Annotated in this window: 26 protein-coding genes; 11 read left to right on the forward strand and 15 right to left on the reverse strand. The window is 70.7% G+C overall.

Annotated features, from left to right (window positions below; all coding sequences use genetic code 11):
* The first annotated feature begins 5 nt into the window (after positions 1–5).
* Positions 6–557, forward strand: coding sequence for a hypothetical protein (locus B3S45_RS09465; protein ID WP_071043989.1), 552 nt, complete (start codon positions 6–8; stop codon positions 555–557).
* Positions 558–607: 50 nt separating this feature from the next.
* On the opposite strand, the gene B3S45_RS09470 is transcribed toward B3S45_RS09465, so the two are convergent.
* The 6 genes from B3S45_RS09470 to B3S45_RS09495 form a co-directional block, all read right to left on the reverse strand.
* Positions 608–1,552, reverse strand: coding sequence for an aldose 1-epimerase family protein (locus B3S45_RS09470; RefSeq protein ID WP_286720070.1), 945 nt, complete (start codon positions 1,550–1,552; stop codon positions 608–610).
* 4 nt (positions 1,553–1,556) lie between these two features.
* A complete protein-coding gene (gene araA / locus B3S45_RS09475) occupies positions 1,557–3,068 on the reverse strand; it encodes an L-arabinose isomerase (RefSeq protein ID WP_071043991.1) in 1,512 nt (503 codons plus the stop codon).
* Between the two features lie 13 nt (positions 3,069–3,081).
* Positions 3,082–4,629: a xylulokinase gene (locus tag B3S45_RS09480; RefSeq protein ID WP_071043992.1), complete on the reverse strand. Its 1,548-nt coding sequence runs from the start codon at positions 4,627–4,629 to the stop codon at positions 3,082–3,084.
* Positions 4,626–5,372: an L-ribulose-5-phosphate 4-epimerase gene (locus tag B3S45_RS09485; RefSeq protein WP_286720074.1), complete on the reverse strand. Its 747-nt coding sequence runs from the start codon at positions 5,370–5,372 to the stop codon at positions 4,626–4,628. Before B3S45_RS09485 ends, B3S45_RS09480 begins: the two co-directional genes overlap by 4 nt.
* Before the next feature lie 90 nt (positions 5,373–5,462).
* Positions 5,463–6,479: a LacI family DNA-binding transcriptional regulator gene (locus B3S45_RS09490; RefSeq protein WP_286720076.1), complete on the reverse strand. Its 1,017-nt coding sequence runs from the start codon at positions 6,477–6,479 to the stop codon at positions 5,463–5,465.
* A gap of 46 nt (positions 6,480–6,525) precedes the next feature.
* A complete protein-coding gene (locus tag B3S45_RS09495) occupies positions 6,526–8,079 on the reverse strand; it encodes a carboxylesterase/lipase family protein (RefSeq protein WP_286720079.1) in 1,554 nt (517 codons plus the stop codon).
* A 251-nt stretch (positions 8,080–8,330) separates the two neighbouring features.
* Between B3S45_RS09495 and B3S45_RS09500 the strand changes: the two genes are divergently transcribed.
* Positions 8,331–9,563 (forward strand): MFS transporter, encoded by a 1,233-nt coding sequence (locus B3S45_RS09500; protein WP_286720081.1) that lies wholly within the window; start codon positions 8,331–8,333, stop codon positions 9,561–9,563.
* A 28-nt stretch (positions 9,564–9,591) separates the two neighbouring features.
* On the opposite strand, the gene B3S45_RS09505 is transcribed toward B3S45_RS09500, so the two are convergent.
* Positions 9,592–9,936: a sugar ABC transporter ATPase gene (locus B3S45_RS09505; RefSeq protein ID WP_286720084.1), complete on the reverse strand. Its 345-nt coding sequence runs from the start codon at positions 9,934–9,936 to the stop codon at positions 9,592–9,594.
* Positions 9,937–10,103: 167 nt separating this feature from the next.
* Between B3S45_RS09505 and B3S45_RS09510 the strand changes: the two genes are divergently transcribed.
* Both B3S45_RS09510 and B3S45_RS09515 read left to right on the forward strand, forming a co-directional pair.
* Positions 10,104–10,403, forward strand: a complete 300-nt coding sequence (locus tag B3S45_RS09510; RefSeq protein ID WP_071043998.1) for a hypothetical protein — start codon at positions 10,104–10,106, stop codon at positions 10,401–10,403.
* 83 nt (positions 10,404–10,486) lie between these two features.
* Entirely contained in the window at positions 10,487–10,942 is a 456-nt protein-coding gene (locus B3S45_RS09515) for an SRPBCC family protein (protein ID WP_071043999.1), read from the forward strand.
* 1 nt (position 10,943) lies between these two features.
* Here the strand turns inward: B3S45_RS09515 and B3S45_RS09520 are convergent, their stop codons facing one another.
* The 5 genes from B3S45_RS09520 to B3S45_RS09540 all read right to left on the reverse strand — a co-directional run bounded on the left by B3S45_RS09520 (position 10,944) and on the right by B3S45_RS09540 (position 14,732).
* Complete coding sequence (locus B3S45_RS09520) at positions 10,944–11,243, reverse strand: DUF6510 family protein (protein ID WP_071044000.1); 300 nt, start codon at positions 11,241–11,243, stop codon at positions 10,944–10,946.
* A 4-nt stretch (positions 11,244–11,247) separates the two neighbouring features.
* Complete coding sequence (locus B3S45_RS09525; RefSeq protein ID WP_143003654.1) at positions 11,248–11,973, reverse strand: FAD-binding oxidoreductase; 726 nt, start codon at positions 11,971–11,973, stop codon at positions 11,248–11,250.
* A complete protein-coding gene (locus B3S45_RS09530) occupies positions 11,970–12,563 on the reverse strand; it encodes a sulfite oxidase-like oxidoreductase (protein ID WP_286720090.1) in 594 nt (197 codons plus the stop codon). The genes B3S45_RS09525 and B3S45_RS09530 overlap by 4 nt, the downstream gene beginning before the upstream one ends.
* Before the next feature lie 98 nt (positions 12,564–12,661).
* Complete coding sequence (locus tag B3S45_RS09535; protein ID WP_414683086.1) at positions 12,662–13,405, reverse strand: DUF72 domain-containing protein; 744 nt, start codon at positions 13,403–13,405, stop codon at positions 12,662–12,664.
* A 154-nt stretch (positions 13,406–13,559) separates the two neighbouring features.
* Positions 13,560–14,732 carry a zinc-dependent alcohol dehydrogenase gene (locus B3S45_RS09540; protein ID WP_286720093.1) on the reverse strand — a complete coding sequence of 391 codons (1,173 nt, stop codon included), beginning with the start codon at positions 14,730–14,732 and terminating at the stop codon, positions 13,560–13,562.
* 147 nt (positions 14,733–14,879) lie between these two features.
* Here B3S45_RS09540 and B3S45_RS09545 point away from each other — a divergent pair, with 147 nt between their 5' ends.
* Genes B3S45_RS09545 through B3S45_RS09560 form a run of 4 tightly spaced genes read left to right on the forward strand, consistent with a single transcriptional unit; the run spans position 14,880 to position 18,047 of the window.
* Positions 14,880–16,274, forward strand: coding sequence for a glutamate decarboxylase (locus B3S45_RS09545; protein WP_286720096.1), 1,395 nt, complete (start codon positions 14,880–14,882; stop codon positions 16,272–16,274).
* A gap of 48 nt (positions 16,275–16,322) precedes the next feature.
* Positions 16,323–16,784: a GIY-YIG nuclease family protein gene (locus B3S45_RS09550; RefSeq protein ID WP_286720099.1), complete on the forward strand. Its 462-nt coding sequence runs from the start codon at positions 16,323–16,325 to the stop codon at positions 16,782–16,784.
* 23 nt (positions 16,785–16,807) lie between these two features.
* Positions 16,808–17,638 (forward strand): oxidoreductase, encoded by an 831-nt coding sequence (locus B3S45_RS09555; RefSeq protein ID WP_286720102.1) that lies wholly within the window; start codon positions 16,808–16,810, stop codon positions 17,636–17,638.
* A gap of 10 nt (positions 17,639–17,648) precedes the next feature.
* Positions 17,649–18,047, forward strand: coding sequence for a TIGR03618 family F420-dependent PPOX class oxidoreductase (locus B3S45_RS09560; RefSeq protein ID WP_286720105.1), 399 nt, complete (start codon positions 17,649–17,651; stop codon positions 18,045–18,047).
* Positions 18,048–18,166: 119 nt separating this feature from the next.
* On the opposite strand, the gene B3S45_RS09565 is transcribed toward B3S45_RS09560, so the two are convergent.
* Positions 18,167–19,381 carry an FAD-dependent oxidoreductase gene (locus B3S45_RS09565; RefSeq protein WP_286720108.1) on the reverse strand — a complete coding sequence of 405 codons (1,215 nt, stop codon included), beginning with the start codon at positions 19,379–19,381 and terminating at the stop codon, positions 18,167–18,169.
* Between the two features lie 58 nt (positions 19,382–19,439).
* On the opposite strand from B3S45_RS09565, the gene B3S45_RS09570 reads away from it, so the two are divergent.
* Entirely contained in the window at positions 19,440–20,363 is a 924-nt protein-coding gene (locus B3S45_RS09570) for an ROK family protein (RefSeq protein ID WP_286720111.1), read from the forward strand.
* A 13-nt stretch (positions 20,364–20,376) separates the two neighbouring features.
* Here B3S45_RS09570 and B3S45_RS09575 read toward each other — a convergent pair whose 3' ends face one another.
* The gene (locus B3S45_RS09575; protein WP_286720114.1) at positions 20,377–21,585 is read right to left on the reverse strand and encodes a trans-sulfuration enzyme family protein; all 1,209 of its coding nucleotides are present in this window, start codon (positions 21,583–21,585) and stop codon (positions 20,377–20,379) included.
* 114 nt (positions 21,586–21,699) lie between these two features.
* Between B3S45_RS09575 and B3S45_RS09580 the strand changes: the two genes are divergently transcribed.
* The gene (locus tag B3S45_RS09580) at positions 21,700–23,304 is read left to right on the forward strand and encodes a Na+/H+ antiporter NhaC family protein (RefSeq protein ID WP_286720118.1); all 1,605 of its coding nucleotides are present in this window, start codon (positions 21,700–21,702) and stop codon (positions 23,302–23,304) included.
* Here the strand turns inward: B3S45_RS09580 and B3S45_RS09585 are convergent.
* Entirely contained in the window at positions 23,246–24,211 is a 966-nt protein-coding gene (locus tag B3S45_RS09585; RefSeq protein ID WP_286720120.1) for an EamA family transporter, read from the reverse strand. The genes B3S45_RS09580 and B3S45_RS09585 overlap by 59 nt on opposite strands.
* A 39-nt stretch (positions 24,212–24,250) precedes the next feature.
* Here B3S45_RS09585 and B3S45_RS09590 point away from each other — a divergent pair, with 39 nt between their 5' ends.
* Positions 24,251–24,781 carry a CGNR zinc finger domain-containing protein gene (locus tag B3S45_RS09590; protein ID WP_286720123.1) on the forward strand — a complete coding sequence of 177 codons (531 nt, stop codon included), beginning with the start codon at positions 24,251–24,253 and terminating at the stop codon, positions 24,779–24,781.
* Positions 24,782–24,788 lie beyond the last annotated feature (7 nt).

Below are 24,788 nucleotides of genomic sequence, written 5' to 3' on the forward strand. Positions count from 1 at the left end.
GACAGATGTCGAGCTCGCACGACGCTCGTCGGCGCACCCCCGCGATCGCGTGGACCGTCACGGTTCCCGCGATCGCGGCGTGGGGCGCCGGCCTCATCCAACTCGCCCTCGCGGCGGGCGCGATCACGGCCGACGACTCGTCGCTCGCATCGCGAGCCATCGGCGTCGCCCTGCTCCCTCTCGGCGCGGCGGCGATGGTGTGGGGCGCCGTCGTCCTCGCGCGTGGCGTCCTGCCGCTTCCTCGCGTCACGATCGCCGCATCGATCGGCGCCATCCTGGCGATCGCCGGCGCCCTGATCGTCGACGCGGCGCACACGAGCGCGTTCGCCGCCGCCGCCGCCGTCGCGCTCATCATCGTGGTCGCCGCCTCGAGCGCCCGCGCCCTGCGGCGCACCGGCCGGCGCCCGAGCGGGAGCACGGGTGGCGCCGTCATCGGCCTCGTCGCGGGGGCCATCGTGGTGTCGGCCCTCGTCACCCCCGCGCTGTCATCCGTCGAGGCGACACGCCTCGCCGATACTCCGGGCGGCTATCAGCCGGCGACGCACGACCACCACTGACGATCGAACGCAGCGGTCAGGCGAACGCAGCGGTCAGGCGAACGCAGCGGTCAGGCGATCGCCGCGATCCGCCACGATGCCGTCGACTCCTGCCCCGGCTCGATCACGATGAGTCCCGCGTCGTAGTCGTAGCTGCCGGCATTGTAGGCATCGGGCGCACACGTCATCGGCTCGACCGCGAGCCCGAGCCTGCTCTCGTCGGGGTCGGGCCGATCGGCCGTGTGAACCTGCACCCACGGACATGACGCATCCCACTGCATGAGCACGCCCGAGCCGTCCTCTGCGGTCAGCGTCACGGTCGCGTGACCGTCGCCGTCGCGCACGAGGTCCGTGTAGGCGTGATCGATCTCGACGGCGCCGATGCGCCGTGCCGCGCGGAAGTCGAACCGCGCCGGATCGTCGGCGTCGACGGGGCGGAGGGTCGTGGGGATGAGCCGCTCCGGCGTGACGGCCAGCACCTGGTCGGCGGGCAGCGTCAGAGTCCACTGATCGACCCGGCCCTCACCCGCCACGAGATAGGGGTGCGGGCCCGTTCCCCACGGTGCCGGCGCATCCGATTCGTTGTGCACCGTGACCGACTGGGTCAGCCCATCCGCCCCGAGGGCGAACGACGCGCGCACCAGCAGACGCCACGGATAGGCCGTCTGCGGCGGGATGACCGCCTCGAGCACGACGTGATCGGCGCCCGCGTCGACGGCGTCGAAGTCGAGCCACGTGGCCAGCCCGTGCAACGCGTGTGCGCGTGCCGGCTCGGTCAGGGCGAGCTGGAATTCCCGGCCGCCGAACGAGTACGCACCGTCGACGACGCGGTTCGGCCACGGCGCCAAGGTCGCGCCGCGATGCGCCGGGCGCACTTCGTCGGCACCGAACGGCACGACCAGGTCTCGGCCCGCGAAGGTCAGCGAGCGCAGGGTCGCGCCGACGCTCGCGATGACGGCCTCGTACTCACCCGCCCGGATGGTGTGCTGGATGCCGGACGCGGGGGTTCGTGCCATGGTTCTAGAGTCCCTGTGCGAGTCGGTAGTACGCCTGGTTCCACCGCAGCTCCTGCTGGAAGCCGCGCACCGTGGTCTGCTCGTCGATGACGGCGAGCTCGGTGCGCGCGATCTCCGCGAAGTCGCGGAACACGTCGAGGCTGACGGCGGTCGTCATCACAGTATGGTGCGCCGCGCCGGCCGCGAGCCAGCAGGCCGCCGACGTCGCGAAGTCCGGCGCCGGCTTCCACACCGCGCGTCCGACCGGGAGCTTCGGCAGATCGGGCGCGTCGACGTTCTCGACCACGTTCGCCACGAGGCGGAACCGGTCGCGCATGTCGCTCATCGCCACCACCAGGGCGGGACCGGGGTCCGCGGTGAAGACGAGCCGCACCGGGTCGTCCTTGCCGCCGATCCCGAGCGGATGCACCTCGAGGCGCGGACGCTGCGTCGACAGCGACGGCGACACCTCGAGCATGTGGGCGCCGAGGATCTTCTCATCACCCGGCACGAGGTCGTACGTGTAGTCCTCCATGAGGGAAGCCCCGCCGGGGAGCCCCGCACCCATGACGTTCGCGATGCGCACGAGCACGGCGGTCTTCCAATCGCCCTCTGCGCCGAACCCGTAGCCGTCGGCCATGAGGCGCTGGACGGCGAGTCCCGGCAGCTGGGTGAGGGCCCCGAGGTCTTCGAAGCTCGTCGTGAACGCGCCGAATCCGCCCTCTTCGAGGAACGAGCGCAGGCCGATCTCGATGGCGGCGCCGTCTCGCAGCGCCGCGTGGCGCGCGCCACCCGGCAGCAACTCAGGCTGCACGTCGTAGAGGTCGGCGTATTCCTGCACCAGGGCGTCGATGGCGTGCGGCTCAGCCTGCGTTACGGCACGGGCGAGGTCGTTCACGCCCCACGTGTTGACCTGCACGCCGAACCGCAGCTCGGCTTCGGTCTTGTCGCCTTCGGTCACCGCGACGTAGCGCATGTTGTCGCCGAAGCGGGCGAGCTTGAGGGTGCGGGATGCCGCCCACCCGGCGCACGCGCGCTGCCAGTCCTCGACCTGCTGCAGCACGTCGGGATTCGAGACGTGACCGACGACGGTCTTGCGCGCGACGCCCAGGCGGGTCTGGATGTAGCCGAACTCGCGGTCGCCGTGCGCGGCCTGGTTGAGGTTCATGAAGTCGAAGTCGATGTCTGCCCACGGCAGCTCGACGTTCGCCTGCGTGTGCAGGTGCAGCAGCGGCTTCTGGAGGGCGTCGAGGCCGGCGATCCACATCTTCGCCGGACTGAAGGTGTGCATCCACGCCATCACGCCGATCACGTCGTCGCGGGCGTTCACCTCGAGGGCGAGACGGCGGATGCTGTCGGCGTCTTTCAGCACCGGCTTCCACACGACGGTCACGGGCAGGCCGGACAGGCCCGCGACGACCGCCTGCGACTGCTCGGCGACCTGGCGCAGGGTCTCGTCGCCGTAGAGGTTCTGGCTGCCGGTGACGAACCAGACCTCGTATCCGTCGAGCGTGGTCGCGAGTGCGTTGCGGGTCATGGGAGTCCTTCTGTCACAGGGCGGAGACGGCGGCGGCCTCGACGGCCAGGCCGGCGGCGTAGCGGTCGAGGTAGGCGGCGAAGCCGGCGACGTCGTCGGGGTGCGGATGCGCCATGTCGGCCTCGACACCGGCGAAGACCTCGTCTTCGAGATACGTCGACAGATCGCGATCGCCGCCGTGCACGCGGTAGGCGGCGAGCACGGCCATGCCCCACGCGCCGCCCTCGGCCGCCGTCTCGCCGACGGCGACGGGAGCGTCGAGGGCCGCCGCGAGGAAGCGCTGAGCGACCCCGGCGGTGCGGAACATGCCGCCGTGCGCGAGCATCCGGTCGATCGCGACGCCCTCGCCGGCGAGCACGCGCATGCCGAGGGCGAGGGTGCCGAAGACGCCGTAGAGCTGGGCGCGCATGACGTTCGCGAGGCTGAAGGAGCTGTCGGGGGTTCGCACGAACAGCGGGCGTCCCGCGTCGAGTCCGGCGATGGGCTCCCCCGCGAGGTGGTTGTAGGCGAGCAGGCCGCCGGCATCCGGAGCGCCGGACAGCGCTTCGCGGAACAGCACGTCGAACACCGCGTCGGAGGCGAGCGGCGATCCCGCCGCGGCGGCGAAGCGCTCGAACATGCCGGCCCACGCCGCGAGCTCGCTCGCCCCGTTGTTGCAGTGGACCATCGCGACCGGGTCGCCGGCGGGGGTGGTCACGAGGTCGAGTTCGTGATGCGCCTCGGCGAGCGGATGCTCCAGCACGACCATCGCAAAGATGCTCGTGCCGGCGCTGACGTTGCCGGTGCGCGGCGCGACCGCGCCGGTGGCTACCATGCCCGTTCCGGCATCTCCCTCGGGCGGGCACATCGGGATGCCGGCGGGGATGGCACCATCGAGGTCGAGGAGCGATGCGCCTTCGGCGGTGAGCCGGCCCGCGTCGGCGCCGGCGGCGAGGGGCTCGGGCAGCAGGGCGAGCAGATCCACCTCGGGAGCCAGCTCGGCGTACCGCGCGACGAGATCGGCGTCGTAGGCGACACCGCCCGCGCCGATCGGGAACATCCCCGAAGCGTCGCCGACGCCCAGCACGTGCCGTCCGGTGAGCCGGCGGTGCACGTATCCGGCGAGGGTCGTGACGGAGGCGATGTGCGGAACGTGCGCCTCCCCATCGCGCAGAGCCTGGTGGAGGTGGGCGATCGACCAGCGCAGCGGGATGTTCACCCCGAACGCCTCCGAGAGCTCGGCCGCGGCCGCTCCCGTATTCGTGTTGCGCCATGTGCGGAACGGAACGAGCAGCCGGTCGTCCGCGTCGAGGGCGAGGTATCCGTGCATCATCCCCGAGATCCCGAGCCCGATGATCTCGGGGGCCCCTCCGGTGCCGGAGCGCGCTTCCCGCAGGAGGTCAGCGACCGCAGCACGCACGCCGTGCCACACATCGTCGAGATCGTAGGTCCACAGGTCGTTCTCGAGGCGGTTCTCCCACGCGAACGACCCGGTCGCGATCACCGCGGTCGGATCCGTCGCCTCGACCAGACACGCCTTGATGCGCGTCGATCCGAGTTCGATGCCCAGTACACCCTTCATCGCGCGTCCTCTCGTCGGTCGTGCGCATCGGCGGAGTCCCGCCGTTCGTCTGAGGTCTGCCCGTACACGTTCTGGTAGCGGGAGTAGAGCGCGTCGATCTTCTCCGGCGGGATCGGGATGAGCGGCCCCGCCTGCCGGGCCAGGTGCACGGTGCGTGCGGCGTCCTCGCACATCACCGCGGCCTTGACCGCATCCTTTGCGCTCACACCGATCGTGAAGGGCCCGTGGTTCTGCATGAGCACAGCGCGGGATCGGTGACCGCGCAGGGTCTCGACGATGCCGCGGCCGATCGAGTCGTCACCGATGACCGCGAACGGGCCGATCGGGATGGGGCCGCCGAACTCGTCGGCCATCCCGGTGATGACGCACGGGATCTCCTCGCCGCGCGCGGCCCACGCGACCGCGTAGGTGGAGTGGGTGTGCACGACGCCGCCGACCTCGGGCATGTTCCGGTAGACGTAGGCATGCGCCGCGGTGTCGCTCGACGGACTGCGCTCGCTCCCGGGAGTGCCCGGAACGACGGCACCGTCGAGGTCGCACAGGATCATGTTCTCCGGCGCGAGATCGTCGTACGAGACCCCCGAGGGCTTGATGACGAACAGGTCGGCTCCGGGCACGCGTCCGGACACGTTCCCGCCGGTCCAGACGACGAGGCCGTAGCGCACGAGTTCGCCGTGCAGGCGGGCGACATCCGCGCGCACGGTGTCGATGGACGCGCTGATCTCGGCGCTGAAATCGGTCACGGGTCCTCCGTCGGGTCTCGTGCGGCTGGTCGACGTGCACCGACCGCGCGCTATGTTACCGGTAACAATTCTCCGACGCCAGTCGCATCGTCAAGGATGCAGCATCCCGCGCGGCGCCGCCGCGGACGCCCGCGGCACGACGACGGGTGGTGCCGCCGGCACGACGGACGCACCCAGCACCGCCGCCACGACACGTCGGGCCTCACCCGCGAGGTCGATGCGCACGGTGGTGAGCGACGGACGGTAGAAAGCCGCGTCGGGATTGTCATCGAAGCCGATCACGCTCACATCGCCCGGAACGTCGAGTCCCGTTTCTCGGAGGCCCGCGATCAGACCCAGCGCCATCTGGTCGTTGGCGGCGACGACCGCCGACGGGCCGTCGGCACGGGTGATCGCCGCGGCGATGTCGGGGGCGAGCACCGCCGCGGTGACCGCGGTCCAGTCGCCCGTCCACATCGGCCCCGTCGTCCCGCGCGCGGCGAGCGCTTCGCGGACACCGTCGATGCGGGCGCGCGCTTCGAGCCAGTCGGCGGGGCCGGCGAGGTGGGCGATGCGACGATGCCCGAGCTCCCACAGGTGCGCGACGGCGAGCGCTGCACCCTCGCGCTGCCGCTGGTAACCCTCGCCGGCGTGCAGCGCCTCGACGGGCACGTCGGCATGAGCGGCGACCACCGCGTCGAGCGAGCGCTCGTGCGGGGCGAGCACGATGATCCCGTCCACCCCCTGGGCGCGCAGCCGGCCCGCGGCCTCGACGACCGACGCGGTGTCCTCGGCGTCGGCGTAGGCCGTCGCGATCCACCGGTCGGCGGCTCGGGCGGCCGTCTCCAGCGCCGCGATCCCCACCGCGGGACCGTACAGGGTCGCGTCGGAGGCGATCACGCCGAGGGTGCGGGTCGTTCGCGTGCCGAGCGTGCGCGCGGCGTTGTTCACCCGGTAGTCGAGTTCGGCCATGGCGGCGAGCACGCGCTCTCGCGTCTCGGGGCGGATGTGCGGATGGTCGTTGATCACGCGCGAGACGGTCTGCGTCGACACCCCCGCCCGCTCCGCGACCTGCCGCACGCCCGCACGCACGGGATCGGTGCGTCCGGAGCGGGACGAGTCGGTCATGACCCCTCACAGTAGTGGGGGCCCGCCGCGCGCGCCGGAGCGTCGCTCACGTGAAGGCGAGCACCTCGTCGCCCCAGCCGGCGCGAAGCGCGGCGTCGAGGTCGTCGACCACCCGGTCGACCCCGTCGATCACGAGCGTCGCGCGACGCTGCTCGTCGAAGGCCGGCCACGCGATCGCGTCGGCGGCATCGGGGGCGCCGCCGTGCGCGAACGCCGCCCAGCGACGCATCATCCGGTGCGAGATGCGCTGCGCCGCGTGCCGGCCGCCGAGGCGGAAGACCGGTCCCTTCGTCGGTCCGTCGACGGCACCCCACACATAGGGCAGCTCGCTGCCGTGGGTGGCACCGAGGCCGATGAGCCGCAGGAACGGCGTGGCGTGGTCGAAGCGGTACAGGTATGTCGGGGCGATGCGGGAATGACCCTCCACCGTCCACAGCGTGGGCATGCGGAAGCCGACGTCCCGCGCGATCCCGAGGCCCATGGCCCGATGCCGCGTGTCTTCGTAGGCGGTGCGCACCTGCTCCATCTCGGGGAGGGTGAGAAGGGGATCCTCCACCTTGAGGTCGGCGAACATCCGATCGATCTGATCATCGGTGATCGGCAGGAGCGGCGACTTCATGAAGCGGAAGAACGACGCCTCGTCCTTGTTCGTGCCGATCAGGAGCGGGATCGGAAGGGCCCGCCCCTCCGAGAGCACGGTGATCGGCGACTCCGGCACCAGGTCGCCGTCGATGATCGGCGAGAACGCGATGGTGCCCGGGTCGGCGGCGGGGATCTCCGCGAACACGCGCGTGGCGGCATCCACGATGCGCTCGGCCGGCACCTGTCGCAGCTTCGCCGGGTCGCGCTCGCCGAGGATCGTGAGGAAGCGGTCGGCGACGCGCTCGGAGCGCTCGCGCCCGTACACGCTCGAGACCGGCGACGATTCCGCGATGACACGGTGCACCAGCCCCTCGGCGCGAGGCACGGCGAGCAGCGTCGTGACCAGGCCACCTCCCGCGGATTCGCCGAACACCGTCACGCGAGACGGATCGCCCCCGAACGCCGCGATGTTCGCCTGCACCCACGTGAGGGCCACCAGCACGTCCTTGAGGGCGAGATTGCCGTCGAAGACGTGCTCGCCGTCGCTGAATCCGGAAAGGTCGAGGAAGCCGAGTCCGCCGATGCGGTAATTGATGGTGACGACGACGACATCGCCGGTGCGCGCCAGGCGGGCAGCGTCGTAGAGGGGCTGGCTGCCCGCGCCGAACGTGTAGGCGCCGCCGTGCACCCACACCATCACCGGCCGCGTCCGCGGGTCGGCGCCGTCGGGCACCCACACGTTGAGGAACAGGCAGTCCTCGTCCATCACCGGGTCGGGGCCGAGATCCATAGCCCTGTTCACCTGCTGCGGCGCGACGGCCCCGAACGCCGAGGCTGCGGTCACACCTGTCGGCACCGCGGCGGGCCGCGGGTCGCGCCACCGGGCTTCGCCCGTCGGCGGCGCGGCGTAGCGGATGCCGGCGAACAGGCGCACGCCGTCACGCTCGACGCCGGCGAAGGCCCCAGCGGCGCACGACACGATCGGCGCGTCCGGCATCGGCTCTCCCGCGTCGTCCATGCTTCCTCCGTCCCCGGCGCCCGGGCGCGCGAGCCTCCATTGTGACGGCTCGGGCACCGCTCCCGCCATCCGGGCAACCGACTGTTCACCCCCGCGCTCTGCCCAGGGCGTGCCCAGGCGTTCCGGCTACAGTGTCGTGGTCATCCCGTTGTGTAACTACCTGGCGGCCCGCGGTCGGCCAAGGCGGCACGAGTCGTCGCAGACCGCGGCGCACATCCACGGCATCCGGCCGTGGCAGGAACACAGGAAAGATGTATACGAGCGCCACCCCCAAGACGCCGGCACCGTCGCCGGCGTCGCTTCTCCGACAGACCGGCGCGGGCTACTTCCCGATCGCCCTCATTGCCCGCCTCCCGTTCGCGATGATGGTGGTCGGCGTGCTGACCCTCGTCGTCGCCGCCCGGGACACGATCGCCCTCGGCGGGGCGACCTCGGCCCTGACGGGCCTCGGCACCGCCCTCATCGGCCCCCTGCTCGGGGCCGCCGCCGACAAGTACGGTCAGCGGCCGGTGGTGCTGATCGCCGGCCTCGTCAACAGCGGGCTCCTCGCGCTGATCGCGTGGCTGGCCTTCTCCCCCGCACCGACCTCGACGCTGCTCGTGATCGCCTTCCTCATCGGGGCGTCCACGCCGCAGGTCGCGCCCCTCTCACGCAGCCGGCTGGTCGGCATCATCACGCGCGTGTACCCGCGCCCGCGGGCGGCTCGCGTGCTCAACGGCACGATGGCCTACGAGTCGGCCGCCGACGAGATGGCGTTCGTGTTCGGACCGGTGGTCGTCGGGCTGCTGGCCACGACCGCGGGACCGACGGCACCGGTGGTGGGCGCCGCCGTGCTCGCGGTCGTGTTCGTCACCGCCTTCGCGCTGCACCCGACCGCGACAGTGCGCGCGGCCGACGCAGCACCCGCCTCGCAGGCACCGGTGCGCGAACTCTTCCGATTCGGGGTGCTGGTCCCGGTGGCCGGCACGCTCGGCATGGGCCTGTTCTTCGGCAGCGCGCTCACCGCGCTCACCGCCTTCATGGCTGAGCGCGGGGCGCCGGAGCAGGCCGGCCTCGTCTATGGCGCCATGGGGCTCGGCTCGGCCGCGCTGGCGCTCGCGGTGGCCCTCTTCCCCGCCCGCTTCACCCTCGCCGCCCGGTGGACGACGTTCGGTGCCGTGCTCGCGGCGGGCGCCATCGCGCTCGGTCTCGTCACATCGGTCGCCGGCATGCTCGTCACGCTGCTGGTCGTCGGCATCGGGATCGGGCCGACCCTCGTGACGATGTACACCCTCGCCGCCGGCCGCGCACCGGCCGGACGCTCGGCCACGGTGATGACCATGCTGGGTTCCGGTGTGATCGTCGGCCAGTCGGCAGCATCCGCACTCGTCGGCGCACTGGCGGAATCGACCGGCGCGGGTACCGCCCTGTGGGCGCCGCTCACGGCCGCCGCGCTCGTGCTCGGCGCGGGCGTCGCGAACGCGCTGCACACGCGCGGGCGCTGACCGCCGACGACGCTGGTCGAGCCCGGGGTCAGAGATCAGCCGGGCCGATGTCTCCTTCGCCCTCCTCGCCGAGTTCGGCGACGACCGGGTCCTCCCCCTGCGAGTCGGGCTGCCCGGCACGGCCGGGAAGGTCGTCGACGGGGATCTGATCGATGTCGCCCGGGATCTGATCGGGGTCGTCCCCCGTCGCCGCAGGCGAGGGGTCGAGCACGTCCGGGTCGCCCTCGTCGCGGCGTTGCGTCATCTCCCAATCCGCCTGCGCCGGGTCTGCCGCAGGGTCCTGCTCGATGGTCGTATCGCGTCCCGCGACGGGCTGCGCTCCGACGGTCGCCTCCTCGTCGCGCTCTTCCGGGATGTCATTCGCGGTGCTCATGCCGCCTCCTTCTCGTCGTCTCCACGTTCCCTCGGCTGCCCCGCTCGCTTCACCCCCTTGCCGTCCGGGCGCGCATCCGTTAGGCGTTGTCAACCCCCTGGGTCAGGCCCGCCGCGCGGCGCACAGTAACCAGACCGGACGAGCTCCGGCACGGAGGGGGACACACCATGACACCGAAGACGGATCAGCTGCCGGCTCACGACGACGATGTGATCGCTTCGCTGCGCGCCCTTCCGCCCCGCGCACCAGTCGAGCCCGCCCCGGCGCGCGAGAGGGTGCAGTGGATGCTGGTGGATCTCGACCGGTACGTGGTGTCGGTCGATGGACGGACAGTGGGCTTCATCGACGTCGTCGGCGCCGTCTTCGTGGCGCTCGGCGGCGCACGGTACGACCAGGCGGTGGAGATCGTGCAGACGTTGAGGTTCGAGCACGCCGTGGACACGCTCGCGAAGACGGAGGCCGCGTAGCACTGTGCTCCGGTCGCTTCAACCCCCTCGGGCCGGTTCCGGGCGACGCCTAGCGTCGTGAACCCGACGACGAAAGGACTCTCATGGCTCAGATCACCGAGAACATCGACGTGGACGTGCCGGTCACGGTCGCGTACAACCAGTGGACCCAGTTCGAGAGCTTCCCGAAGTTCCTCGACGAAGTCGTGGAGATCACGCAGACCGGCGACACGCACACCCACTGGAAGGTGAAGGTGGGCGGAGCCGAGCGCGAGTTCGACGCGGAGATCACCGAGCAGCATCCCGACGAGCGCGTCGCGTGGAACAGCACGGGCGGCGACACGGAGCACGCCGGGGTGGTGACCTTCCACAAGCTCAGCGACACCACGACCCGCGTCACCGTTCAGCTCGATTGGGAGCCGCAGGGCGCGCTCGAGAAGATCGGCGACCTGGTCGGCGCGGGCGGCCACGCGGTCAAGAAGGACCTGAAGAACTTCAAGGAGTTCATCGAGGCTCAGGGCGCCGAGACGGGCGCCTGGCGCGGCGACGTTCCGCGCTGATTCACGGCTTCGGCGCCGGTGCGGCGATGCTCGCGAGGGATGCGGGTCGCAGCACCGGCGCCTCGTCGTCTCCCAGCACGGTGAACAGCGTATGGGTGCACGCGCGGCAGCGCACGATCGCAGCTTCGTCGTCGAGTTCGACGACGGCCTCGGCGAGCGCTCCGCTCGCTCCGCACGCGCCACACACGACGACGAGAGTCGTGACCTCCACGGCGAAGAGGGCGCCGAGCCGCCCGGCGAGCACGTTGCCGTCGAGCGGCGTGACCGGGTCTACCGGCCCTGCGGGGTGTTGTGCGCTCATCAGCTCAGCTCCCTCCGAATCGTTCTGTCCGCACGCGCCCCGGGTCGTGACCCGAGGCGACGAGCGCATCGGCGACGGCCTCGACGAAGCCCGTGGGACCGCACACGAAGATCAGCGGGTTCATCGACGGCGACCACACCGCGTCGGCCAGGAGGTCGGCATCGACGCGGCCCGTCCGGCCGTTCCAGCCGTCCGGCGCTGTACGCGTGTACACCCAGGTGGTCGTGACCCCCCGATCCTCGAAAGCCGAGATCTCCTCGGCGTAGAGCGCGTCTCCGGCGGAACGCACCGAGTAGAGCAGCCGCATCGGTGAGACGGAAGCGGATGCGGCGATGCGGGCGCGAGCGATCGCGACCAGGGGCACGACGCCCGATCCGCCGGCGATCAGCTGTACCGGCGACGGGTCGTCGGCGCGCCAGACGAAGTACGCTCCGAGCGGACCCTTCACCTCGAGTTCGTCTCCGGCGCGCACCTCGCGGACCAGATACGGCGAGACCTCGCCGTCCGGGATCTCGTCGACCGCGAGCTCGACCCTCGCCCCGCCACCCGAGGAGGCGAGGGAGTACGACCTCTCCGCCTGGTAGCCGTCCTCGGCGGTGAGCCGCACATCCAGGTGCTGACCCGGGAGATTCCCCGGCCATCCCGGAACGTCGAGCATGAGCACCCGGGCGTGCGGCGTGGTCGGCGTCACCGACACCACGCGCGCCGGGAGCCATGCGGAAACGGTCACCAGTAGCGTTCCTCGCTCCACGGATCCCCGTGCATGTTGTAGCCGTTCTGCTCCCAGAAGCCCGGTTCGTCGCGCTTGTGCATGACGATCCCGCGAACCCACTTCGCCGACTTCCAGAAGTAGAGGTGGGGGACCAGAAGGCGCGCCGGGCCGCCGTGCTCCGGCGTCAGCGGCGCCCCGTCGAACTCGAAGGCGATCCACGCCTTGCCGCCCACCAGGTCGGCCATCGGCACGTTGGTGGTGTATCCGCCGTAGGAGTGGATCATGGCGTAGACGTGGTCGGTGTCGACGTCGGCGAACACACGGTCCAGCGACACTCCGCGCCACGTCGTGTCGAGCTTGGACCATCGCGTGACGCAGTGGATGTCTGTGTTCACCGTCTCGACCCCGAGGGCGTGGAACTCCTCCCACGTCCACCGGGTGACGACGTCTTTCTCGGTTCGCAGCGAGAAAGCCCATTCCTGCGTACTCACGCGCGGTGTCGGCCCCGCCGACAGCACGGGGAAGTCCTCGGTCAGGTACTGCCCCGGCGGCAGGCGAGGATCGGCCTCTCGCCGTCGAGAGCCGAAACCGCGGGAGATGATGGCCATCGTCGGGCCTTTCCTGAAGCTGTCGGAGACGCGATGCGATCAGCGTACGCCGCAGGCCGGCCGTCGCACCATGATGCCCGTGCGACCGTCCGGTGGGATCAGAGTCCGAGGATGCCCTTCAGCCGACGCGCGTTGCGCACCGCATGTCCCTCGCCGTCGTTGTTGAAGTAGGCGACGACGGAATGCCCGCCATCGCGCCACTCGGTGATCCGCGCGGCCCACCAGTGCAGGTCGTCGTCGCTGTAGCTCCCGGCGTAGAGGTGCTCGTGGTCCGGCCCGTGCAGCCGCACGTAGACGGTCTCGGCCGTGGCGCGCAGGACACACGGCAGGTGCGCCCCGCTCATCACGCAGGAGGCCGCACCGTGTGATTCGAGCAGGCGGTACACCGCCTCGTCATCCCACGACGGGTGCCTCAGCTCGACGGCGACGGGAACCCCACGCGGCATGGCCTCGAGCGCACGGGCCAGGCGCTCGTCGTTCCGCTCGAAGTCCGGTGGCAACTGGAACAGGAGGAAGCCGGCGGCGTCGCCGAGAGCGTCGAGCCCGTCGCCGATCCGACGACCCCATTCGTCGGGGTCGCGCAGCTTGCGGGCGTGAGTCAGACCGCGCGGCGCCTTGACCGCCATGAGGAACCCGGGCGGCACCCGCTCGCGCCAACCCTCGAACACCGAGGCGCGTGGCCACCGGTAGAAGCTGCCGTTGAGCTCGACGGTGTCGAACTCGGCCACGTAGGCCTCGAGCCGCTTCGTGTAGGCGCCGGGCGGATACAGCACGTCCTTCCAATGGTCGTAGCTCCATCCCGACGTCCCGATCCTCACCTCGCCGGGCGTCATGCGTCTCATCCGTTCCTCTTCCGTCGAACCCGTCGTGGCGGGTCATCCCTCAACGCGGTTCCGATGTCGGAGAATCGCGCCGAGGTCGGAGGATGCGGCCAAAATCCTCCGACGTTGGGCCGATTCTCCGACATCGACGCGTGCCGGGAGGAAGGGCTGAGCGTCACGGCCGCAGCACGACCTTGATGCACCCATCCGCCTTCTTCTGGAACGTCTCGTAGAGCGAGGGAGCGTCTTCGAGCGATGCGTGGTGGGTGACGAGGTCGTCGATCCCCAAGGGGTCGGCGGCGTCCTCGACGAGCGGCATGATGTCGTCGATCCAGCGCTTGACGTTGCACTGCCCCATCCGCAGGCTCAGCTGCTTGTCGAACATCGTCTTCATCGGCAGCACGTCGGCATCGCCGCCGTAGACGCCGCTGATCGACAGGGTGCCGCCGCGGCGCACCATGTCGATGCCGGAATACACCGCCGCCAGGCGATCGACACCCGCCTTGTCCATGACGGGCCGGGTGACCGCGTCGGGCAGGTGGCCGAGGGCGTGGTGGGCGGCTCGGATGAACGGTGCGCCGTGCGCCTCCATGCCGACGGCGTCGATGACGGCATCCGCCCCGCGCCCGGCGGTCTCGCTGAGCACCCGCTCAACCGCGTCGTCGTCGCTGTGCGCCTCGACCCCGTGCCGGGCCGCCATGTCGCGCCGTTCGGCGACGGGGTCGATCCCGATGACCCGAAAGCCCCGGTGCGCACCGATCCGGGCAGCGAACTGCCCCACCGGGCCGAGCCCCAGCACCGCGAGGGTTCCCCCGTCCGGCACGCTCGCATAGTCGACGCCCTGCCAGGCCGTGGGGAGGATATCGCTGAGGAACAGGTATCGGTCATCGGGCAGGTCCGCGCCGACGGGCACCGTGTTGTAGTCGGCCAGCGGAACGCGCAGCAGCTCGGCCTGACCCCCGGGAACCTGACCGTAGAGCTTGGTGTAGCCGAACAGCGAAGCACCGGTGCCGTACTCGGTCACCTGCGTCGTCTCGCACTGCGACTGCAGCCCGCGGCGGCACATGAAGCATTCACCGCACGAGATGTTGAACGGGATGACGACCCGCTGGCCGGGCGACAGGTTCGTCACCGCGGCGCCGACCTCTTCGACGATGCCCATGGGCTCGTGGCCGAGCACATCGCCCGGATCGATGAACGGACCGAAGATCTCGTAGAGATGCAGGTCGGATCCGCAGATCGCCGTGGACGTGATGCGGACGATCGCGTCGGTCGGCTCCTCGATCCGCGGGTCGGGCACCGTCTCCACCGAGACGTTCCGCCGGCCCTGCCAGGTCAATGCGCGCATGTCGATCCTCTCGTCGTGTCTGACCAGTCCAGTCGAACCGCCCGCGCGGGCTGTTGCGAGGGGGTTGACATCACACCCGCGGCGGAGGGTGGCGGCATGATCGCGCACCGGGCAGTCTGGAGGCTCACCCACCCGAGGAGAACCTGCATGACCGACACGGCCGCTCGTCCCGACGATGTCTCCCGCACCGAACTCAACCCGCTCTTCGCCCGCGACGGCGAGGCGACGGACTTCCCGATCGACCGCCTTCCCGACGGCGAGTCCCTCCCCGACACGGCGTATCAGGTCGTGCACGACGAGTCGATGCTCGATGGGAACGCGCGCCTGAACCTCGCGACATTCGTCGGCACGTGGATGGATGCATCGGCGGAGAAGCTCTACAAGGAGTCCGCCGACAAGAACATGATCGACAAGGACGAGTATCCGCAGACCGCGGAGATCGAGTCGCGGTGCTGGAAGATGATCGCGAACCTGTGGAACGTGCCCGACGCGGACGACGCGATCGGCACATCCACCATCGGCTCCAGCGAGGCGTGCATGCTCGGCGGACTCGCCCTGAAGCGCCGCTGGCAGCACGCGCGACGCGCGAAGGGACTGCCCACCGACAAGCCCAACCTGGTGCTGTCGTCGGCCGTGCAAGTGTGCTGGGAGAAGTTCTGCAACTACTGGGACGTGGAGCCCCGATACGTGCCCATCTCCCGCGAGCACAAGGTGCTCGACGGACACGACCTGGCCGACTACGTCGACGAGAACACGATCGGCGTCGTCGCGATCATGGGTGTGACCTACACCGGCATGTACGAGCCGGTTGCCGAGATCGCGAAGGCCCTCGATGCGATTCAGGCCTCGACCGGGCTCGATGTCAAGATCCACGTCGACGGCGCCTCGGGCGGGATGATCGCCCCGTTCCTCCAGCCCGACCTGGAGTGGGACTTCCGCGTCGAGCGCGTCGTGTCCATCAGCACGTCCGCTCACAAGTACGGCCTGGTCTATCCGGGTCTCGGCTGGGTCGTGTGGCGCTCGGTCTCCGACCTTCCCGAGGACCTCGTCTTCGACGTCACCTACCTCGGCGGCCACATGCCGACCTTCGCGCTGAACTTCTCCCGACCGGGGGCCCAGGTTCTGCTGCAGTACTACCTGTTCCTGCGTCTCGGGCGGGATGGCTACCGCCGCGTGCAGCAGGCCTCCCAGGATGTCGCGGTGTACCTGGCGACCGAGATCGGCAAGATGGACGCGTTCGAGCTGTGGAACGACGGCACCGACATTCCGGTGTTCGCCTGGCAGCAGGCCGACGGCCACACCGACACCTGGAACCTCTACCACCTGTCCGAGCGGCTGCGCCTCAAGGGATGGCTCGTGCCCGCCTACCCCATGCCCGACGGCCTCGGCGATCTCGTCGTGCAGCGCATCGTCGTGCGCAACGGCCTCTCGCACAGCCTCGCCGACGCGCTCCTGCGCGACATCCGGGAAGCCGTCGATCACCTCCACCGCCTCGAGACTCCAATGCCGGTGGAGGGCCAGACGACCACTTTCACGCACTGAGCCGGGCCGCCGCCGCTCGGTGTCGCACGCCGCGCGTAGATTGCGCGCGTGACCAGTGCGACACCGGGCCGTGCGATGCGGGCGGCGCCGGGTGCGATGCCGGGGCCGTGCCTCCTGTGCGGCGGCACCCGCGGCACCCGGGCCGACGACGGATGGCGGTGCGCGGTGTGCCTGTGGCGTTACGGCGACGCACCCGACGCCGACCTCCCGCCGCCGCGGGTCGACGTGGTCTACTACCTGCGGTTCGACGCGAGGGTGAAGATCGGCACGTCCGCCCGTCCCCGGCAGCGGCTGGCAGCGATCCGGCACGACGAACTCCTCGCCTTCGAACCGGGTGATCGCGCCCGCGAACGCGAGCGCCACATCCGGTTCGCCGCCCTGCGAGAAGGGGGCGAGTGGTTCCGCGCCGACCGCGACCTGCTGTCCTTCGTCGCCGACCTGCGCGGTGACACCGACCCGTGGCATGCGTATGCGCGCTGGATCGGCGACGCGTATCGGGCCCGAGGATGAGACCGACGTGGTGGACTGGACGCATGGCCTCCTCCACACCCACCCCCGTCGCCCTCGTCACCGGCGCCTCGTCCGGCATCGGCCTCGCCACCGCCCTCGCCCTCCTCGAGAGGGGCTGGGCCGTCTACGGTGGCGCGCGCCGCGTCGACCGGATGGGCGCCATCAGCGACGCCGGCGGAACAACGATCGAGCTCGACGTGACCGACGAGGCGTCGACGACGGCCGCGGTCGACCGCATCCTCGGCGAGCGCGGCCGCATCGACGTGCTGGTGAACAACGCCGGCTACGGCTCCTACGGGGCCCTCGAAGACGTTCCGCTCGACGAAGCGCGGCGGCAGTTCGACGTCAACATCTTCGGCCTGGCCCGCCTGACCCAGCTCGTGCTGCCGACGATGCGCCAGCTCGGTCGCGGGCGCATCATCAACATCTCCTCGATCGGCGCGCACATCTACGAGCCCCTGGGCAGCTGGTACCACGCCACCAAGTTCGCCGTCGAGGGGCTCAGCGACTCCCTGCGCCTGGAACTGGCACCGCACGGCATCGACGTCGTGATCGTGCAGCCGGGCCCGGTGCGCACCGAGTGGAACACCATCTCCCGCGAGAGCCTCCTCGAGCACTCCGGCGATGGCGCGTATGCGGGGCAGGCCCAGCGGATGTACGCGAACTACACGCGCGTCGACGAGGGACCGATGTCGGCCTCGCCCGAGGACGTCGCCCGGACGATCGTGACGGCCGTGACCACGAGCCGCCCACGCAGCCGCTACGCGGTCCCGTTCTCGGCGGGACTCATCGTGAGACTGCGGCGTACGCTTCCCGACCGGGTCATGGATGCGATCCTCTCCCGGATGGCGTGAGGACGACCCGATGACTCGCTCACTCGACTCCCTGTCCGCCGACGGCCAGGCCTTCCTTGCCGACTACCACCTCGCCACCCTGTCGACCATGGCCAAGGACGGCGGCATCCACGTCGTCGCGGTCGGCTACACCGTGCACGAGGGCGTGGTGCGGATCATCACCTCCGACGGCAGCCAGAAGGTGCGCAACATCGAACGCGATTCCCGGGCGAGCGTGGGTCAGGTGGCGGGGCCGCAGTGGATGTCGATCGCCGGCCAAGCCGTGATCGAGCGCGACGCCGATGCCGTCGCGCTGGCTGAGCGTCTCTACGGCCTGCGGTATCGCACGCCGCGCCCCAACCCGCAGCGCGTGGTCATCCGACTCACCCCCGACCGCGTCCTGGGTTCGGCGCCGCTCTTCACCGCCTGACCGCGCCCGTCGGCCCCGGCAGGCAGAAGTGCCGAACGCGCCGAGACACCCCGAACCGCGCGAGACACGCCGCGATGCGTGGTGTTTCGCGCGGTTCGGCGTTTCTCGTGCGGCCTCGGTCAGCGAAGGCGCTCGGGACGGAATCCGTATCCGACGATGCGCGCGGCGAGCGGCCGCAGCAGCGGCAGCGCGAGGCGCATCGCGATGCGCTGCCGGCGGGTCGGCGGGTCATCCAGGATCTTCACGCCCCGGCCGGTCGCGATCCGGGCGTGCACGGCACGCTGGATGCGCTGCATCATCGCCGTCGGACGCTCACGCCGACCCTGCACCGCAGCCGCCGCGCGGTCGATCACCGATTCCGCGCCGGATCGGAGGGCGGGTGCCAGCAGGCGCGCGGCGGCCACGGCGTCCTGCACGGCGTAGTTGATGCCCACGCCGAACGCGGGAGACATCGCATGCGCCGCGTCGCCGATCAGCAGGGCACCGGGCGTGTGCCACCGGTCGAGACGGTTGATCTGCACCGAGAGCAGCTTGACGTTCTCGAACGAGCCCAGTTCGGCCGCCTGGGCGGCCAGTCGCGGCACGGCGCGCGCGATCCGCGCCCGGAAGGCGTCGATCCCCTCCGCACGGAGCGCGTCGAAGGACCCCTTCGGGATGAGCATGCCGCTCTGCAGGTATCCCGGCCGGGGAAACGTCACGAGCATCGTCTCCTCGCTGATCCACGCCAGCGTGTCGGGCAGAGGCGTCGGTGGTTCCGGCAGCCGGAACCAGGCCACATCGGCCGGTACGCCATAGTCCCGCGGCTGCATCCCGAGCGCCTCGCGCACCGTCGAATCGCGACCGTCGGCGGCCACGGTCAGCGAAGCCTCGACCCCGAGGTCGCCTTCGGCCGTGCGCGCGTGCACGCCGGAGACCCGGCCATCCGCATCTCGGCGCACGCCCGTGACCTCCGCCCCCATGATCAGGTGGAACGACGGATGCTGCCTCCCGGCCTCGGCGAGCATGTCGAGCAGGTCCCACTGCGGCATGAGGGTGAGGAAGCGGTTCGGCTTCGGCAGCGAGGTGAAGTCGATCGCGTGCACCCGCACGCCGTTGACCACCGCGTCGAGCTTCGGCAGCGGCTTGTGCGCGATGGTGTCGAACGCCGAGCGCAGGCCGAGGTCGTCGATCAGGTTCAGCGTCGAGGGATGGACGGTGTCACCGCGGAAGTCGCGGAAGAAGTCGTCGTGCTTCTCGAGCACGACGACATCCACTCGCTCGCGGGCGAGCAGCAATCCGAGCAGGACACCTGCCGGTCCCCCGCCGGCGATGCACACCTGCGTGCGGAGCGTCATGCCGCCACGCTATCGCGAGGGCGCCATCGGGGTAAGGCAGCGTCACTACGATCGACGGGTGAGCGAAACGACACCACGGGCCTGCATCCTCGCCATCGACCTGGGCGGCACCAAGGTGGAGGCGGCGCTCGTCCGCGACGGTGTCGTCCTCGAGGGCACTCGCCACCGCACTCCGACCGGGCGAGCCGCCGATGCCACCGCCCTGACCGCGGCTGTGCGGGAGACCGTCGATCGCACGCTCGCCTCGGCGCCCGCGGATGCGCGTGTCGTCGGCGCCGGCATCGGCAGCGCAGGTCCCCTCGATCGCGACGCGGGCACCATCTCACCCCTGAACCTGCCCGTGACGGATTTCCCCCTCGCGGCCGTCGTCGCAGACGTCGTCGGCGACGACGTGCCGGTCACCCTCGCCCTCGACGGCACGTGCATCGCCCTGGCGGAGGCCCGCTACGGCGCAGCTCGCGATGCCGACAGCAGCGTGTGCATGGTGGTCTCGACCGGCGTCGGCGGCGGCATCGTGCTGGGTGGGCGGATGCTCGCCGGCGACAGCGGCAACGCGGGCCACATCGGCCAGGTGCGTCTCACGCCGAGCCGGTCGGTCACCAGCGCGCGCGAAGACACGCTCGAGGAGATCGCCTCGGGCCCGGCATCGGTGCGCTGGGCCCGCACCCAGGGCTGGACCGGCGAGACGGGCGAAGACCTCTCCCGGGACGCCGCAGCGGGTGACGAGACCGCGCGCGCCGCGATCGTGCGATCGGCGACCGCGGTCGGTCAGGCGATCGCGAGCGTGGGCGCCCTGCTGGATGTGCGCCGCTATGTCATCGGCGGGGGCTTCTCGTTCGTGAGCGACGATTACGTGCACCTGGTGCAGGATGCGGCGCGCGCCGCCGCCGTGCTGCCGGCATCGCGAGCGAGCGAGGTCGTGCGGGCCGAGCTCGGCGGCGACGCACCGCTCGTGGGCGCCGCCTGTCTCGCAACGCCGTGACTCCGCGCCACGGTCAGCCGAGGGTGCGCTCCAGCGCCGTGGTGATGTCGGCGACGAGATCATCGACGTCTTCGAGACCCACTGAGAGCCGCAGGTGCCCGAAGCGCCGGAACGCCTCGGGGTAGTTCTCCGCGCCGCCTCGCGTCTCGGTGCCCACGTGCACGATCAGCGACTCGTCGTGCCCGAGGGAGAACGCCGAGGTGATGACGCCCAGCTGCGACACGAACGTGTTCTGCAGGTCGGCGTCGCCGTCGAGCGCGAACGCGAGCATGCCGCCGTAGCCGCGCCCGACGAACTGCCGGGTCGCGACCTCGTGGTCGGGGTGGTTGCTGAGACCCGGATAGGCCACGAACGCGATGCGCGGATCCGCGTCGAGCAGCCGGGCGATGGTCGTCGCGGAGGCGAAGTGCTGCTGCAGGCGCAGGGGCAGCGTCACCGATCCGCGCAGGATCAGCCAGGCGTTGAACGGCGAGATCACCCCGCCCACGTCGACCAGCGCATCCCGCCTGACGCGGTCGACGAGCCCGGCGTCGCCGATGACCGCACCGCCGAGGGCGTCACCGTGGCCGTTGATGTACTTCGTGAGGGAGTGGATGACGAGGTCGGCCCCGTCGTAGAGCGGCCGGTAGAACGGGGGCGGGGTGAAGGTGCTGTCGACCGTGAAGATCGCGCCCACCTCGTGCGCGATATCGGCGAGACCCCGGATGTCGGCGACCTGCGTGGTGGGGTTGGCGATGGTCTCGACGTGGATCATGCGCGTCTCGGGCCGCAGCGCCGCCCGGACCGCAGCGGGATCGGACACGTCGACGAAGGTCGCCTCGATGCCGTACCGCTCCGGCAGCAGCTCGCTGAACAGGCGCCACACGGCCTCGTATCCCACGTCGGAGACGACGACGTGATCGCCGCTCTTCAGGAGGGTGAAGAACACCGCGTGCAGTGCCGCGACCCCCGAGGCGAACACCGTCGCCGCCTCGCCGCCCTCCATCGCGGCGAGCTTGCGCTCGAGCGCGATCTGGTTGACGCCGCCGTTCCGGGTGTAGACGAGCCCCTCGGTGTCGGACCAGTCGATGGTCGAGGGATCCTCCGGGAGCACGTAGGAGTTCGCCATCACGAGAGGCGTCCGCAGTGCGCCGGTGCCGGGGTCGGGCGCGTTGCCGCCGTGCACCGCCCACGTGGCGTCGCGCACGGAATCGGGATCGCTGCGGTTCGGACGGATCGTCATCCCCCGATCCTGCCGTCGGCTCCCGATGGTGTCCACACGACCGCGTGCAGCGGCGACCGTTGACGCCGGGCGCTCGGCTGGGTACGTTCAGGCGGCACAACGAGAGGATGTCCCATGATCGAATCCGCACCGTGGCTGACGGTGATCCCTCCGGTCGTGGCGATCGTCCTCGCGATCGTCACGAAGAAGGTGATGATCAGCCTGGGCGCCGGCGTTCTCGTCGCCGCGCTGCTCATCGCCGAGTTCGATCCCCTGCGCACGCTCGCGCTCGTATGGGAATCCTTCGCGGTGCTGTTCTGGGAGGACGGCGCCCTCAACACCTGGTACATCTACATCCTGCTGTTCATCGTTCTCCTCGGGGTGATCGCGGCCTTCATCCTCATGTCCGGCGGCACCCAGGCGTTCGCCGATTGGGCCGTGAAGCGCATCCGCACCCGCCGCGGTGGGCAGATCCTGCCTGCGATCCTCGGCATCGTCATCTTCATCGACGACTACTTCAACGCCCTTGCGGTCGGCCAGATCAGCCGGCCCGTCACCGATCAGCACCGCATCTCGAGGGCGAAGCTCGCGTACATCGTCGACTCGACGTCGGCGCCCATCGCGGTGCTCGCCCCGTTCTCCAGCTGGGGCGCCTACATCATCGGCATCCTCGCCCCGATCGTCGCCGCCTCGACCCTCAGCATCAGCAGCGTGGAGGCGTTCCTCGGCGCCGCGGCATCGAACTACTACGCGATCGCGGCCGCCCTGCTGGTGTGGCTGGTCATCGTCTTTCGCGCGGACTTCGGCGCAATGCGCCGTGAGGAGCGGCGCGCTCTCGTCGAGGGGCGCCCGTACGCGGACGGCGAGGTGATCCCGGGTCAGCTCACCGACAACCTCCCGGTGCACCGCCCGGGCGCCAAGCGGGCGATCATCGTGCCGTTCGCCGCGCTCGTGGTCGGCGTCTTCGCGGGGATCGTATGGACCGGATACTCCGCATCGGGATTGTGGGCGCCGGTGGACATCCTGGCCTCGACCGACACGAGCCTCGCGCTCATCTACGGCGGCATCCTGGGGCTCGCGTGCGCGATCTACTACTACGTGCGCTATACGACCGACAATCCCCGCTTCGGCTGGAGCAGCTTCGGGCAGGGATGGCTCGGCGGCCTCAAGGCGATGTCTCCGGCGATCGGCATCCTCATCCTGGCGTGGATGCTCGGCGGTCTCATCGACATGCTGGGCACGGGTGCATATCTCGGTGAACTCGTCGAGGCGTCCGACGTGCCGCCGGCCTGGCTCATCCCGATCGTGTTCCTGCTCGCCGCGGCGATGGCCTTCTCGACGGGCACGTCGTGGGGATCGTTCGGGCTCCTGCTGCCGATCGTCGGCGGCATCGCCAACGCGGTGGATGCGCCGGAGCTGCTGCTGCCCATGCTCGGCGCCGTGCTGGCCGGTGCGGTCGCGGGCGACCACAGCTCCCCCATCTCCGACACGACGATCCTGTCCTCGACCGGAGCCGGCTGCAACGTGATCACCCACGTCGTCACGCAGCTGCCGTTCGTGGCCGTCGCCGCCGTCTCGGCGCTGCTCGGCTACGTCGTGCTCGCCGCGACGACGCTGGTGTGGCTCGGGCTGATCGTCACCGTCGCGGCCCTGGCCGGCGGCGTCCTCGCGATCCGCGCGATCAGGAAGCCTGTGGAAGAGGAAGCGGCTGCCCGGCCCGACGAGGCTCAGCCAGCTTGACCAGCACGACGCCGACGAGCACGAGCGCGCCGCCGACGACCTGAACCGCCCGCGGGGCCTCACCGAGCAGCAGCCACGCCAGCAGCGCTGCCGCGAGCACCTCGGTGAGCCCCACGAATGACGCGAGGCGGGCGCCGAGGCGCCGCGCGGCGGCGATGCCGCTGACGTACGACACTGCCCCGGTGACCACGCCGAGCACCAGCACCACACCCCACCAGGGCGCGGAGAAGAAGGCGAACTCCACCATGCCGGTGCCGACACCCATCGGCAGGATGCCGGCGCCGGCCGCGACGGCGAGGATCACCACGGCGACCAGAAGGCCCCCCGCGGCGAGGGTGACCGGCGGGAGGCCGTGCGCGTCGTCGCCCGAGACGAGGTAGTAGACCGCGAGCCCGACCATCGCCCCGAGCGCCCACGCGACGCCGCCGATGCTGACGGACACGCCGCCGAGGACGCCGAGCAGAAGGAGCAGGCCGACCGCCGCGACCACCGCTCCCGCCAGCGTCAGAGACGTGGGTCGCTGCCCACGTCGCAACCACAGCCACAGCACCACCGCGACGGGCGCGGTGTACTCCACCAGGAGCGCCACCCCCACGTCCATCTGCGCCACGGCGAAGAAGAAGCACAGCTGAGCGCCCGCGACGGCGAACAGCCCGTACAGGAGCACGGTCGGCAGCGCGCGGCGCACCGTTCCCCACCGGCCACGGAGGGCCATCGCGCCCGGGATCGCGAGCAGGGCCGCGGCGATCGCCACGCGCGCGAGCGTCGCAGAACCCGCGGTCCAGCCGATCTCGAGGAGCCCCTTTCCGAGGCTCCCCGACAACCCGAACGCAACCGCGGCGACGAGGGCGAAGGCCATGCCGCCGGCCGCGGTCCCCACGCGGGTGTCATGTGCGAAGGAGCTCATGGCTCATGACACTACGATCACTGTTGGTAATGTGTCAACATGACGTTCGCTCCTGACACGGTCGAAGCGCTGGAGTCGTCGGTGCACCTGGCGAACTCCGCGCTCGCTCCCGACACGCTCACGACGATCGAGGCGCTGCAGGAGTTCTACGTGCGCTTCGCCTACACCGGCGCCGCCCCCACCGCGGCCGACCTCGAGCCGGTCCGCGCGATCCGCCCCCGGCTGCGTGCGCTGTTCGTCGCCGACCGCGACGATGCGGTCACCCTCGTGAACGCGATCCTCGCCGAGCAGGGCGCCGTGCCGCAGCTCACCCGGCATGGCGATACCGACTGGCACATCCACGCCACGACCGATGACCGCCCGATCCACGAGCGGATCCTCGTGGAGACGGCGATGGCCATGATCGACGTCATCCGCGCCGACGAGACGAGCCGGTTCGGCCGGTGCGCCGCAGAGGACTGCGACGGCGTCGTGATCGACCTGTCGCGCAACCGGTCGCGTAAGTACTGCTCGACCGCGTGCACGAACCGCGAGGCGGTCGCCGCCTACCGCGCGCGCCGGCGGGCCTGAGCGACCC

It is taken from the genome of Microbacterium sp. UBA1612 (assembly GCF_002321605.1).
Classification (GTDB): domain Bacteria; phylum Actinomycetota; class Actinomycetes; order Actinomycetales; family Microbacteriaceae; genus Microbacterium; species Microbacterium luteum.